The sequence below is a fragment of the Paraburkholderia sp. J7 genome (genome assembly GCF_905220155.1).
Taxonomy (GTDB): domain Bacteria; phylum Pseudomonadota; class Gammaproteobacteria; order Burkholderiales; family Burkholderiaceae; genus Paraburkholderia.
Genome location: NZ_CAJMYZ010000022.1, coordinates 115,452 through 129,625, shown reverse-complemented (window position 1 = coordinate 129,625; position 14,174 = coordinate 115,452). Strand labels below are relative to the sequence as shown.

Here is a 14,174-nt window from a genome sequence, read left to right as displayed (position 1 = left end):
CGGGCATGGCCGCCATGAAACACTTCCCGAAACTGCTCTCTTCGCAGATCGGCTTCGATGTCGCGCAGACCATGCTCGACGGCTTCAACCGTCACTACCGCAACTTCTGCGACGCGGCCGTGCGGGCGCGCACGCTCTTCGAAGCCGCCGACTGGCATGCGCTGCAGCAGCTCGCGCGCGAACGTATCGCTTCGTATGACGAACGCGTGAAGGAGTGCGTGGTCGTGCTCGAAGACGAATACGGCACGGAGAGCATCGACGACGAAGTGTGGCAGCAGATCAAACTGCACTATATCGGCCTGCTCACGACGCACCGGCAGCCCGAATGCGCGGAGACGTTCTTCAACTCCGTGTGCTGCAAGATCCTGCACCGTTCGTACTTCAACAACGATTTCATCTTCGTGCGGCCCGCCATCTCGACGGAATACATCGAGAACGACGAACCTGCCGCGAAGCCCACGTACCGTGCGTACTATCCGGGCAAGGACGGGCTCGCGGCGACGCTCGAGCGTATCGTCACGAACTTTCAGCTGGAAACGCCGTTCGAGGACCTCGGGCGCGACGTCGACTGCATCATGCAGACGATGCTCGACACCTTCGGCGTGGTCGAGCCCAAGCCGAACTTCCAGATTCACGTGCTTTCGTCGCTGTTTTTCCGGCATAAAGGCGCGTACATCGTCGGGCGCATCATCAACGGCGATCTGCTCGCACCGTTCGTCGTGCCGGTGCGTCACGTGGAAGAGGGCAAGCTCGCCTTGGACACGGTGCTGCTGCGCCTCGAGCAACTGCTCATCCTCTTCAGCTTTTCGCACTCGTATTTTCTGGTGGACATGGAAGTGCCGTCTGCCTATGTGGAGTTTCTGCGCACGATCATGCCGCGCAAGGCCAAGGGCGAGATCTACACGTCGCTCGGGTTGCAGAAGCAGGGCAAGAACCTGTTCTATCGCGACTTGCTGCACCACCTCAGGCATTCGAGCGACCGGTTCATGATCGCGCCCGGGATACGCGGCATGGTGATGATTGTGTTCACGCTGCCTTCGTTTCCGTACGTGTTCAAGGTCATCAAGGACAGCTTTCCCGCGCCCAAGGAAACCACGCGCGAGCAGGTGGTGCAGAAGTATCAGCTCGTGAAGCGCCACGATCGCCTCGGGCGGCTCGCCGACACGCTCGAATATTCGAGCGTTGCGCTACCTGTTGCGCGCCTTGACGAAGCGCTCGTGCGCGAACTGGAAACGCTTGCGCCGTCGATGATCGAGTACGAGGGCGACAACCTCGTCATCCGCCATGTCTACATCGAGCGGCGCATGGTGCCGCTCAATCTCTATCTGCAGAACGGCAGCGACGCCGAAGTCGAGCACGGCATTCGCGAATACGGCAATGCGATTAAGGACCTGCTGCGCGCGAACATCTTTCCGGGCGACATGCTCTACAAGAATTTCGGCGTGACGCGCAACGGCCGCGTGGTGTTCTACGACTACGACGAGATCGAATATCTCACCGATTGCAACGTACGTGCCGTGCCGCCGCCGCGTAATGAGGAAGACGAACTATCGGGCGAGACATGGTATCCGGTCGGCCCGCGCGATATTTTTCCTGAGACGTACGGCACCTTCCTGCTCGGCGACCCGCGCGTGAAGCGCGCGTTTCTCGCGCATCACGCAGATTTTTTCGAGCCCGCGCTCTGGCAGGAGAGCCGCGCGAGGCTCATCGCGGGCGAGGTGCCGGACTGCTTTCCCTACGACGCATCGATACGGTTTAGCGTGCGTTACCCCGAACGATTCGCGCGTGACGACGCGCCGGTGGTGCGCGTCGCTTGAGCGCGGCTAACGAGTCAAAACGGATTCACAAGGATTCACAAGGATTCAAACAGATTCATCAAGGAGCAGAAACATGAGTGAGACACAAAAGCAGGACGCCATCGTGATCGTTTCGGCGGCGCGTACGCCGATGGCGGGTTTTCAGGGCGATTTCGCATCGCTCACCGCGCCGCAGCTTGGCGCGGCAGCGATCGCGGCGGCGGTCGAGCGCGCGGGCCTGAAGCCTGAGCAGGTCGACGAGGTCGTGATGGGCTGCGTGCTGCCCGCAGGGCAGGGCCAGGCGCCCGCGCGTCAGGCGGCGCTCGGCGCGGGGCTCCCGCTTGCCGCCGGTGCGACGACCGTTAACAAGATGTGCGGCTCGGGCATGCGCGCGGCGATGTTCGCGCATGACATGCTGCTGGCAGGCTCGGCCGATGTGATCGTCGCGGGCGGCATGGAGAGCATGTCGAACGCGCCTTACCTGTTGCCGAAGGCGCGCGCCGGCATGCGCATGGGCCACGGCCAGGTGCTCGATCACATGTTCCTCGACGGTCTCGAAGACGCCTATGACAAGGGCCGCCTGATGGGCACGTTCGCGGAAGAATGCGCGGGCGAGTTCGACTTTTCACGCGAGCGCCAGGACGCGTTCGCAATCGAGTCGCTCAAGCGCGCGAAGCGTGCGAACGAGGACGGTTCGTTCGCGTGGGAAATCGCGCCGGTGAAGGTCGCCTCGCGTGCGGGTGAAACGACCATCGAGCGCGACGAGCAGCCGTTCAAGGCCAACCTCGACAAGATTCCGACGCTCAAGCCCGCGTTCAGCAAGACCGGCACGGTGACGGCGGCGAACTCGTCGTCGATCTCGGACGGTGCGGCGGCGCTCGTGATGATGCGGGAATCGACGGCGAAGCAACTCGGCCTCACGCCGCTCGCACGCGTGACGGGTCATTCCACCTTCGCGCAACAACCCGCGAAGTTCACAACCGCGCCGGTGGGCGCGATCACGAAACTGTTCGAGAAGACCGGCTGGAAAGCGAGCGACGTCGATCTCTACGAGATCAACGAGGCTTTCGCCGTGGTCACGATGGCCGCGATGAAGGAGCACGATCTGCCGCACGAGAAGGTCAATGTGAACGGCGGCGCGTGTGCGCTCGGTCATCCGATCGGCGCTTCGGGGGCACGCATTCTCGTGACGCTGATCGGCGCGTTGCGCGCGCGCGGCGGCAAACGCGGCGTGGCGACGCTGTGCATCGGCGGCGGAGAAGCCACGGCGATGGGCGTCGAACTGCTGTAGGCTAGCGCCAGGTGAAGCGCGCCGCGTCGAGAGCGGCGAGGCGGCGCGCTGCAGCGTTTCAATGCACGGACAAAAAAGGTGACGAGATGAAAACAGCGTTGATCGTGGGCGCGTCGCGAGGCCTGGGTCTCGAGTTCGCGCGGCAGTATGCGAAGGCCGGCTGGCGCGTGCTGGCCACGGCGCGCGGGCCCGAAGCGCTCGAAGCCTTGCGCGCAATCGGCGCGCAAACCTTCCAGCTCGACATCGCGCGGCCCGAGGAAATCGAAGCGCTCGGCTTGAAGCTCGACGGCGTGCGGCTCGACGTGGCGCTCGTCGTCTCGGGCGTTTATGGCCCGCGCACCGAAGGCGTGGAAACCATCACGGCCGAAGACTTCGAATATGTGATGAACACCAACGTGCGCGGCCCGATGCAACTGATCCCGATCCTGCTGCCGCTCGTCGACGAGGCCCACGGTGTGCTCGCCGTGCTGTCGAGCCGCATGGGCAGTATTGCGGAGACCACGGGCACGACGGGCTGGCTGTATCGCGCGAGCAAGGCCGCGCTCAACGACGTGCTGAAGATCACCTCGCTGCAAACGCGCCGCGCCACCTGCGTCGCGCTTCATCCGGGCTGGGTGCGCACCGACATGGGCGGCGCGCACGCGGCGATCGACCCGGAGGCGAGCGTCGCCGGCATGCGCGAGGTGGTGGCCGAGGCGGCCGCTGCGCGCGACGTCTTCAACGGCCGCTTCTTCCAGTACGACGGCACGGAACTCGACTGGTAAGCCTGGTAAAGCGCCGCTTGTCTGCGCTACGCTTGCGGGCTCTCGCAACGGAGCCCTGACTCATGAACGCTGAAACCGCCCGCGGCACCGGGAAAACCACCCGCCCCGCAGACTGTCCCTGCGGCGGCGCCGCGCCCAACCAGAAGCCGGGCGCGAGGGCGCCGCGCTACGCGCAGTGCTGTGGCCGCTTCATCGACGACGCTGCGGTGCCCGCCACGGCGCTCGAATTGATGCGCTCGCGCTACACGGCATATGCACTGGGCGACGAAGCGTACTTGCGCTCGACGTGGGCGAGCGAGACCTGCCCCGCCGATCTCGACGTGGACCCCGCGGCCGTTGGCGCCCCGCGCTGGCTCGGACTTGCCGTCAAGCGCCACGAACAGCGCGACGACACGCATGCGATCGTCGAATTTGTCGCGCGCTACAAGACGGGCGGCCGCGCGTTCCGGCTGCACGAAACGAGCCGCTTCACGCGCGGCGAGGATGGCCGCTGGCGTTATGTTGACGGCGAGGTTTCATCAAGCTAACGAATAACTAACTGCCGCCGTAATTTGCCGCGGCGAGTTCCCATCCCGGTTCGCCGTCATGGCGCCGGAAATAATGCCTTTGCAAACAAGCGCTTACTGAGCAATCGCGCGGCTGTTGTCCGCGCGCGACGCTCGCCTCCCGGACCTTTTTAAAAATTCCCGCGTTCGCGACTGATCGAAAGCCGCGTGTGCGCCATGCCTCATAGGGCCGCGCGCGGTTGGCATGCCTTATGCCGGGTTACCCCTGAATTGCACAACAAATATTTGTCGTGCGAGTATCTAATCACGGTGCCCTGCACAATACGTAAGTGCATAGTGAAAAACCTTTTTCACGCATGCATGTATTGACTGCAAATGGGTGCTGGCGGCGGGTCTGATCGACGATAGAACTGCGCCGCGCAGGTGTTCTGATCGATGCAATCCCACGTGACGGGTCACACGCCCGCTCCTGGTCTCGCGACCATGAGCAACGGTGTCTCGTTGTGCCCTGAAACGGGCGAAGCACGGGCAATGATCGGACGGTTGGCGGATTCACAGCAGCAGGTTTTTTGCAGGTGGTGTAGCGCATGGCGTTCAGGAAGCTCCTTACCGGATGGGTCGTAGCCGGCACCGCGTGTGTGCTTTCGGTTGCGCACGCAGCGTCGCTTTCCGATCCGGCAAATGCGAGCGCGAACCCGCAACTCGCCGCCAACACTTCCGCAGCGCATTCCGCCAGTCTCGCGGGCGGTCCCCTCGGCAGCGCCAACGTGCCGCGTATTGCGCTCGACGACGCGTATCTGCCCGTCGTGCCCGCCAGCATGAACGAGCAGGTGATCCGCGTTCCCGTCGACGCATCCGGCGACGTCACGCTCGAAACCACGATCTATCGCCCGAACGGCCCCGGCCCGTTCCCGATGGTGATCTTCAACCACGGCAAGATTCCCGGCGACCCGCACCTCCAGGCGCGCAGCGACCCGCTTTCGTTCGCGCGCGAATTCGTGCGCCGCGGCTATGTCGTCGTCGCGCCGAACCGCCAGGGCTTCGCGGATTCGGGCGGCTCGTATCAGCAGGACGGTTGCGATGTTGCGAGCAACGGCCTCGGCCAGGCGGCCGATGTCGCTTCGACGATCGCCTACATGTCGAAGCAACCCTATGTGGACGCAACCCAGATCATCGTCGCGGGCACCTCGCACGGGGGCCTCGCCACGATGGCCTATGGCACCGAGGCGGCGAGCGGCGTGCGCGCGCTCATCAACTTCTCGGGCGGTCTGCGCCAGGACGCCTGCACGGGCTGGCAAAACAACCTGACCCAGGCGTTCGGCGACTACGGCGGCAAGGCTCGCGTGGCCTCGCTCTGGCTCTACGGCGACAACGACTCGGTCTGGTCGCCCGATCTCGTCACGAAGATGTTCGCCGCTTACCGCGACGCGCAAACGGGTGAGGACCACCCGGCCGCGACGGCGAAGCTCGTGGACTTCGGCGCGTACAAGAACGATGCGCATCGCCTCGTGGGCGATCGCGACGGTGTGAAGATCTGGTGGCCCACGGTCGAGGCGTTCCTCGCCAACCGTGGCCTGCCGACGGCGGTGCAGTACCGCGTGGCCACGCAGGCTGCGCCCCGCGGCACCGGCTTCGCGCAGATCGACTCGGTCGGCGCGGTGCCGTTCGTCGATCAGGCGGGCCGCGACGGCTATCGCAACTTCCTCAAGCAGTATCCGAGCCGCGCATTCGCGGTGTCCGACTCCGGCGCATGGTCGTGGGCCGAGGGCGGCGACAATCCGATGGCCGTGGCAATCTCGAACTGCGAAAAGCACAGCTCCGATCCGTGCCGTCTGTATGCCGTGAACAATACGGTGGTCTGGAACAACGGCGGCACGCAGACCGCTCAGAACGGCGACAGCGACACGACGCGCGCCACGGCGGACAACGACAACGCCGACGAGAGCGACCACGCACTGGCGAGCCGCTAAGCGTTGCCATCCGGCTGCTGCCGGGCTCAAATTCCGATCACTGCAGTACAGCGCGGCCCCAATGCGGGCCGCTTTGCTTTTCATTCCCCTCAAGTCATTTCCTCGCACGCAATCCCATCGCGGCGCGCCATATCGTCTGACCTTCGCACACCTGCGCACTTACCACGCGTCGCCAAAAATATCCGTTACGCCGTCCCGCGTTCTGCAATTTCGCACCGCGGCACAGATTTTTTTGCATAAGGCGGGTTCACTTTGCCGTCGTCATCTCCGCGCATTTCTGGTCTTTGTTTTTCATCGGTCACGAGTTGTCCCGAACGGCTCGAAACGCCGTGCCGTCGGGCGTTCGAGCGCAATTTCAGGGGTAGTGCATTGCGGCAGCGAACACGTTAATCTCGGTCCCGCTGTCGTATCGGGAGTCGTATTTGAATTCGCAATCGCACACTGCGCACCCCGCGCACCTTGCCCGCGAAGACCGCGGCGCGACCGACTGGGTCGCTCGCAGCCTGCGCGCCGTGTGGCACCCCTGCACCCAGATGAAACATCACGAGCGCCTGCCGCTCGTGGCTGTCGCGCGGGGCGAGGGCCCGTGGCTTCATGACCGCGAAGGCCGTCGTTATCTGGACGCGATCAGTTCGTGGTGGGTGAACCTCTTTGGCCACGCCAATCCTGCGATCAATGCCGCGCTCAAGGCACAGCTCGACACGCTCGAGCACGTCATGCTCGCGGGCTGCACGCACGAGCCCGCCGTGGAGCTTGCCGAGCGTCTTTCGGCGCGCACGGGCGGCGTGCTCGGCCATGCGTTCTTCGCATCCGACGGCGCGTCGGCCGTCGAAATCGCGCTCAAGATGAGCTTCCACTCGTGGCGCAACCGCGGCGAGAGCGACAAGCGTGAATTCGTCTGCCTGGCCAATAGCTATCACGGCGAAACGATCGGTGCGCTCGGCGTGACCGATGTGAAGCTCTTCAGGGATGCTTACGATCCGCTGCTGCATCACGCGCATGTGGTCGCTTCACCCGACGCACGCGCCACGCAGCCCGGCGAAACGGCGGCGGATGTCGCGGCCCGCGCGCTGGCCGATGTCGAGCGTCTTTTCATCGAGCGCGAAGGCCGCATCGCCGCGCTGATCGTCGAGCCGCTCGTGCAATGCGCGGCCGGCATGGCGATGCACGATCCCGCGTATCTCAAGGGCCTGCGTGCGCTATGCGACCGTCACCGCGTGCATTTGATCGCAGACGAGATCGCCGTGGGCTGCGGGCGCACCGGCACGTTCTTCGCGTGCGAGCAGGCCGACATCTGGCCCGATCTGCTTACGCTTTCGAAGGGCATTAGCGGCGGGTATCTGCCGCTTTCGATCGTGCTTTCGCGCGACGCCATCTACGAATCGTTCTACGACGACGACACCACGCGCGGTTTCCTCCATTCGCATTCGTACACGGGCAATCCGCTTGCGTGCCGCGCGGCGCTCGCCACGCTCGACCTGTTCGAACGCGACGACGTGCTCGTTGCGAACGCGCGCAAATCGGCGCAACTGCGCGCACTGTTCGAGCCGTTCGCCGCGCACCCACTCGTGCGCAACCTGCGCCAGTGCGGCACGATCCTCGCGTTCGACGTAGCGCTGGCCGACCCGCAGCGCGCGGCGACGTTCTCGCGGCGCTTCTTCGAAAACGCGCTGCAGCGCGAACTGCTGCTGCGCCCGATCGGCACGACGGTTTATGTCATGCCGCCATATATTCTGGACAACGAAATGCAGGCGTTCCTCGCAACACGCACGCGCGAGACCTTCGACGCCACCGTCGCGGAGGACCTCTGATATGGCGCATCACAATCTGTTGCTCGATACCCTCGAACAGGGCTTGCGCGACATCGACGCGCGCGGCCTGCGCCGCCGCCGGCGCACCGCCGACACGCCGTGCAGCGCCCACATGCAGGTGGACGGCCGCGCGACTATCGGCTTTGCCAGCAACGACTATCTCGGTCTCGCCGCGCATCCTCAACTGGCTGCGGCCATCGCCGAAGGCGCGCAGCGCTACGGCGCAGGTAGTGGCGGCTCGCATCTGCTGGGCGGCCACTCGCGCGCGCATGCGCAACTCGAAGACGATCTCGCAGCATTCGCAGGTACCTTCGTCGATGCACCGCGCGCGTTGTACTTCAGCACCGGCTACATGGCGAATCTGGCCGTGCTCACGGCGCTCGCGGGCCGCGGCACGACAATCTTCTCCGACGCGCTCAACCACGCCTCGCTGATCGACGGCGCACGGCTCTCGCGCGCCGATGTCCAGATCTATCCTCATGCCGATATGGCAGCGCTTGCTTCGATGCTCGAAAGCTCGGACGCGAGCGCGAAAGTGATCGTGAGCGACACGGTGTTCAGCATGGACGGCGATATCGCGCCGCTCGCGCGCCTCGTCGAACTCGCGGAAAAACATGGCGCCTGGCTCGTGGTCGACGACGCGCACGGCTTCGGCGTGCTCGGCCCGCAGGGCCGCGGCGCGCCGGCGCAAGCCGCGCTGCGTTCGGAACATCTCGTGATGGTCGGTACGCTCGGCAAGGCGGCCGGCGTTTCGGGCGCGTTCATCTGCGCGCACGGCACCGTGATCGAATGGCTCGTGCAGCGCGCGCGTCCGTATATCTTCACGACAGCTTCGTCGCCGGCAGTGGCGCATGCGGTGTCCGCGAGCCTGCGTCTGATCGGGGGCGAGGAGGGCGATGCGCGCCGCGCGCATCTCAAGCATTTGATTGGCCGCACGCGTTCGCTCCTGCAGGAAACCTGCTGGCAGCCCGTCGATTCGCATACCGCCGTGCAGCCGCTCGTCATCGGCGCCAACGAAGCGACGCTCTCGCTGCAGGCCAAGCTCGAGGTCGACGGTCTGTGGGTGCCGGCCATCCGTCCGCCCACCGTGCCCGAGGGCACGTCGCGCCTGCGTATTTCGCTTTCCGCTGCGCATTCGGATGCGGACCTCGATAGGCTGAACGCATCGCTGCAACGCGCGAGCCTCGAAGCACGCGCAAACGCGCAGGAGTTCGCGCAATGACGGTTTCGCTTTTCGTCACCGGCACCGATACCGAGATCGGCAAGACCTTCGTGAGCGCCGCGCTCTTGCGCGGCTTCGCCCACGCGGGGCTGCGCGCGACCGCGCTCAAGCCGATCGCCGCGGGCGCGTACGAGCGCGACGGCGTCTGGCACAACGAGGACGCCGATCAGCTCGACGCCGCCGCGAGCGTGCTGCTGCCGCCGGAGATCCGCACGCCGTTCCTGCTTAAGGAGCCCGCCGCGCCGCACATCGCCGCTGCGCTCGAAGGGGTGACGCTCGACATGGCGCGTATCGTCGATGCTTACCGCGCGGCTCGCGAGCGCGCGGATGCCATCGTCGTGGAAGGCGTGGGCGGCTTTCGCGTGCCGCTCACGGCGACCGAAGACACCGCCGATCTCGCCGTCGCGCTCGGTCTGCCCGTGGTGCTCGTGGTGGGCATGCGCCTTGGCTGCATCAGCCACGCGCTGCTTACGGCCGAAGCGATTGCCGCGCGCGGATTGAAGCTCGCGGGCTGGGTCGCGAACCGGATCGACCCGGCCATGACGTTCCCCGAAGAAAACATCGACTCGCTGCGCGAGCGCCTCGCCGCCCAGTACGGCGCGCCGCTCGTCGGCGTTGTGCCGCATATGCCCGGCGCGAGCGCCGATGACGCAGCAGAACATCTGAACATCGACGCGTTGCTAGCGCGCTTGCGCGCCGACGCTTGACGCACATTCAAGCACAGTCACGTAAAGAAGGACCACGACACCATGACGCAAACCCACATCGACATTACTTCGCTGAAGGCGACCGCGCCGAGCGCCCACGCCGCCGCTGAAGCCGCCGCGCGCTGGAAGGTCGCCGACGTCGCCGCGCTCTACGAGCTGCCGTTCAACGACCTGATGTTCCGCGCGCAGCAGGTGCATCGCGAGCATTTCGACGCGAACGCCGTGCAGCTTTCCACGCTCCTCTCGATCAAGACCGGCGGCTGCGAGGAAGACTGCGCGTACTGCCCGCAGTCGTCGCACTACGAAACCGAACTCGAAGCCGGCAAGCTCATGGCCGTGGACGCCGTGCTGGAAGCCGCGCGCGCGGCCAAGTCCAACGGCGCGACGCGCTTTTGCATGGGCGCGGCGTGGCGCAATCCGAAGGATCGCCATCTGGAGCCGATCAAGGACATGATCCGCGGCGTGAAAGCGATGGGTCTGGAAACCTGCGTGACGCTCGGCATGCTCGAAGATCACCAGGCGAAGGAACTCGCCGATGCGGGCCTCGACTACTACAACCACAACCTCGATACGTCGCCGGAGTACTACGGCAAGATCATCACGACGCGCACCTACGAGGACCGCCTCGAGACGCTCGAACGCGTACGCGACGCGGGCATCAACGTGTGCTGCGGCGGCATTGTCGGCATGGGCGAGTCGCGCCGCGAGCGCGCGGGCCTGATCGCGCAGCTTGCGAACATGGAGCCGTATCCTGAGTCGGTGCCCATCAACAATCTCGTGCAGGTCTCGGGCACGCCGCTCGAAGGCACCGAGCCGATCGATCCGTTCGAGTTCGTGCGCACGATCGCCGTGGCGCGCATCACGATGCCCAAGGCGATGGTGCGCCTCTCGGCGGGCCGCGAGCAGATGGACGACGCGCTCCAGGCGCTGTGCTTCATGGCGGGCGCGAACTCGATTTTCTACGGCGACCAGTTGCTCACCACGAGCAATCCGCAAGCGGAAGCCGACCGCAAGCTGCTGCAGCGTCTGGGCATCACGGCGCAGGCCGCGCAGCACCTGCCCGCTGATGACCACGAGCATCACGACCATTCGCACGGCGGCTGCGGCCACTGCGAGTAACGCCGCGCACGTTGCCGGAAGCAAAAACGCCACGCTGCGAAGCGTGGCGTTTTTCATTGCGCGGGGGACGGGGAGTGCGGCGCCTTAAGCGTAAGCCGCGCGCCGGCGCCCCGCGAGCACGAGATAGCACAGTGCGCCGATCACGAGCGACGGCAGCGTCGCGCCGAGGTTCGGCAGCCACTGGTTGAGCGCCTGATACGCGCCGAAGCCGACCGCCCAGGCAACGAACGCGCTCACGTGCCAGCCGCCCGAATAGCCATACACGCCGTTCAGGTCGGCGAGCGCCTGCGGATCGATACGGCGACGGCGCACGATGAAGTGATCGGCGAGCACCACGCCAAAGAGCGGCGCGAACACCGAGCCGATGAAGAGCAGGAAGTTCTCGTATTTCGCCATCGGCACGACGAGGCCGATCAGCGTGCACAGCGCGCCGAAGGCTGCCGAGAGCCAGGGCACGCTGGCGCGCGTCCAGAACGTGCCGGTCGAGACGGCGGCCGAGTGGATATCGGCGAACGCATTGTCGATTTCGTCGATCAGCACGAGCAGCAGAGCAAAGCCGCCGCCGGCCTGCGCGAGCGCCGTGGTGAGGAGCGCGTCGCCGCCGCCCGCAGCCAGCCCGTACACGGCGCCGAGCGCATAGAACCAGAGGTTCGCGATGCCATAGCCGAACAGCGTGCCGCGGAAGGTTTCGCCCGCTTTGCGGCCGAAACGCGTGTAGTCGGCGATGAGCGGCAGCCACGAGAGCGGCATCGCCACCACGAGGTCGATGGCGCTGCCAAACGGCATTTCGCCCGTGCCGGGGCGGTGCATCAGCGCGCCGAGGTCCTGTTTGACGAGCAGGCTCCACGTGAGCCAGGCCGCGCCCGCGAGCAGCAGCCAGATTCCCCACGTGCGCAGGAAGCGCCGCACGAACGAGAGCGGGCCGCTCACGGCGAGCAGCGTAGCGAGCACGCCGAAGATCACGGTCCAGACGAGCGGCATCGACAGTCCGAAGGCCTGTTTGGCGAGCGCATCGGCGGAATCGCGCATCACGATGATCTCGAACGAGCCCCAGCCCACGAGCTGCACCATGTTGATGACGGCCGGCACCGACACGCCGCGAACGCCGAGCGTCGGGCGCAGCGACGCCATGGCGGCAAGGCCCGTATCCGTGCCGATCACGCCCGCGAGCGCGAGCAGCACGACGCCGATCACGCTGCCGATGGCGATGGCCACGAGCGCGTGCGGCAGCGACAGGCCCGGCACGAGCAGCGCGCCCGCCTGCGCGACCAGCAGGCCGATGCCGAGCGAAAACCACAGCGCGAAGGCGTCGCCGGTGCGGAACTGCCGGCGCGCGTCGGGCACGGGCACGTTCGGCGCGTAGGTGGAGCCGGCCTCGCCGGCGTGCGAATCTTGAGTCATGTGGAACGCTTTCCTCTGTGTCGTGTGGTTTGTCTGTTTTATCCGGGCTCGTCAGCATGAGCGGCTCGGCCCGCGCTTCGCGCCGCGGCACTCGCTGTCATAATGCACGACTGCATCCGGTGCGGCAGGCCGTTTTGTAGTGTCGGACGTTGTGTCCCCGAATCTGCCGCTGACCAGGCATCCTGGGCAGCTCACGCTCGGCCAGCCGGAAAGCCGTCATTATCGCGAAAACGTCATGTTTGAAGAAACCCGTGCCAACGTCCCGCTCGCCGAACGGCTGCGCCCGCGCTCCATCGACGAGGTTATCGGCCAGAAGCATCTGCTCGGGCCCAACAAGCCGCTGCGCGTCGCGTTCGAGTCCGGCGAAGCGCATTCGATGATCCTCTGGGGGCCGCCGGGCGTGGGCAAGACCACGCTCGCGCGCCTTATGGCCGATGCGTTCCACGCCGAATTCATCGCGCTCTCCGCCGTGCTCTCGGGCGTGAAGGACATCCGCGAGGCCGTGGAGCAGGCGCAGTTGCATCGTGCGCGTGGCCACCAGACGCTCGTGTTCGTCGACGAGGTGCATCGCTTCAACAAGAGCCAGCAAGACGCCTTTCTGCCCCATGTGGAGTCGGGCCTCTTTGTGTTCATCGGCGCGACGACGGAAAACCCGTCGTTCGAAGTGAACAGCGCGTTGCTCTCGCGCGCGGCTGTGTATGTGCTCAAGAGCCTCGACGAGGAGGAGCAGGGCGAACTGCTTGCGCGCGCGAGCGAGGAGCTGGGCGGCCTGACCTTCACGGACGAAGCGAAAAAGGCGCTGATCGGTTCCGCTGACGGCGACGGGCGCAAGCTCCTGAACAACCTCGAAATCGTCGCGCGCGCGGCCGCGCAGCAAAAGAAGACCGAGATCGACGGCGAGCTGCTCGGCAGCGCGCTGGCCGAAAACCTGCGCCGCTTCGACAAGGGCGGCGACGCGTTCTACGACCAGATCAGCGCATTGCACAAGTCGGTGCGCGGCAGCAACCCGGACGGCGCGCTCTACTGGTTCTGCCGCATGCTGGATGGCGGCGCCGATCCGCGTTATCTCGCGCGGCGCATCGTGCGCATGGCGTGGGAGGACATCGGGCTCGCCGACCCGCGCGCCGGGCGCATCACGCTCGACGCCGCCGAGACCTACGAGCGTCTGGGCTCGCCCGAAGGCGAACTCGCGCTCGCGCAGGCCGTGATCTATCTGGCCGTCGCGCCGAAGTCGAACGCGGGCTACAACGCCTATAACGAGGCGCGGCGCTTCGTGAGCAAGGACCAGTCGCGCGCGGTGCCCATTCACCTGCGCAACGCGCCGACCAAGCTCATGAAGGAACTCGGCTACGGCCACGAATACCGCTACGCGCACGACGAGCCCGACGCCTACGCGGCCGGCGAGACCTACTTGCCCGACGGCATGCGCGAGCCGCGCTGGTATCAACCCACGCCGCGCGGGCTCGAAGGCAAGATCGGCGAAAAGCTCGCGCGCCTCGCCGACCTCGACGCGCAATGGCGCGACGAGCATCGCGACGAAATCCGCGAAAGGAAGCGCAAAGGCTGATGCCAGTCCCGCCGGGATGC

Annotated in this window: 11 protein-coding genes; 10 read left to right on the top strand and 1 reads right to left on the bottom strand. The window is 65.7% G+C overall.

Annotated features, from left to right (window positions below; all coding sequences use genetic code 11):
- Positions 1–14: 14 nt before the first annotated feature.
- From aceK to bioB, 9 genes are all read left to right on the top strand, one after another.
- Positions 15–1,817: a bifunctional isocitrate dehydrogenase kinase/phosphatase gene (aceK, locus tag U5A58_RS30730; RefSeq protein ID WP_321964282.1), complete on the top strand. Its 1,803-nt coding sequence runs from the start codon at positions 15–17 to the stop codon at positions 1,815–1,817.
- A 73-nt stretch (positions 1,818–1,890) separates the two neighbouring features.
- On the top strand, positions 1,891–3,087 hold the full coding sequence (locus tag U5A58_RS30725) for an acetyl-CoA C-acetyltransferase (RefSeq protein WP_158758403.1): 1,197 nt from the start codon (positions 1,891–1,893) through the stop codon (positions 3,085–3,087).
- Positions 3,088–3,173: 86 nt separating this feature from the next.
- Entirely contained in the window at positions 3,174–3,851 is a 678-nt protein-coding gene (locus tag U5A58_RS30720) for an SDR family oxidoreductase (protein ID WP_321913906.1), read from the top strand.
- A gap of 62 nt (positions 3,852–3,913) precedes the next feature.
- Positions 3,914–4,378 (top strand): YchJ family protein, encoded by a 465-nt coding sequence (locus U5A58_RS30715; protein WP_321964250.1) that lies wholly within the window; start codon positions 3,914–3,916, stop codon positions 4,376–4,378.
- A 566-nt stretch (positions 4,379–4,944) separates the two neighbouring features.
- A complete protein-coding gene (locus U5A58_RS30710; RefSeq protein ID WP_321935125.1) occupies positions 4,945–6,327 on the top strand; it encodes a dienelactone hydrolase family protein in 1,383 nt (460 codons plus the stop codon).
- A 422-nt stretch (positions 6,328–6,749) separates the two neighbouring features.
- Positions 6,750–8,138, top strand: a complete 1,389-nt coding sequence (gene bioA, locus U5A58_RS30705; RefSeq protein WP_321964249.1) for an adenosylmethionine--8-amino-7-oxononanoate transaminase — start codon at positions 6,750–6,752, stop codon at positions 8,136–8,138.
- 1 nt (position 8,139) lies between these two features.
- Positions 8,140–9,360 (top strand): 8-amino-7-oxononanoate synthase, encoded by a 1,221-nt coding sequence (gene bioF, locus U5A58_RS30700; RefSeq protein WP_321964248.1) that lies wholly within the window; start codon positions 8,140–8,142, stop codon positions 9,358–9,360.
- Positions 9,357–10,067 (top strand): dethiobiotin synthase, encoded by a 711-nt coding sequence (gene bioD / locus U5A58_RS30695; RefSeq protein ID WP_321964247.1) that lies wholly within the window; start codon positions 9,357–9,359, stop codon positions 10,065–10,067. Before bioF ends, bioD begins: the two co-directional genes overlap by 4 nt.
- Positions 10,068–10,109: 42 nt before the next feature.
- Entirely contained in the window at positions 10,110–11,186 is a 1,077-nt protein-coding gene (gene bioB / locus U5A58_RS30690; protein WP_321964246.1) for a biotin synthase BioB, read from the top strand.
- 84 nt (positions 11,187–11,270) lie between these two features.
- On the opposite strand, the gene cytX is transcribed toward bioB, so the two are convergent.
- Positions 11,271–12,587, bottom strand: a complete 1,317-nt coding sequence (gene cytX, locus U5A58_RS30685; RefSeq protein ID WP_321964245.1) for a putative hydroxymethylpyrimidine transporter CytX — start codon at positions 12,585–12,587, stop codon at positions 11,271–11,273.
- A 235-nt stretch (positions 12,588–12,822) separates the two neighbouring features.
- On the opposite strand from cytX, the gene U5A58_RS30680 reads away from it, so the two are divergent.
- Positions 12,823–14,154: a replication-associated recombination protein A gene (locus U5A58_RS30680; protein WP_233882442.1), complete on the top strand. Its 1,332-nt coding sequence runs from the start codon at positions 12,823–12,825 to the stop codon at positions 14,152–14,154.
- Positions 14,155–14,174: the final 20 nt, after the last annotated feature.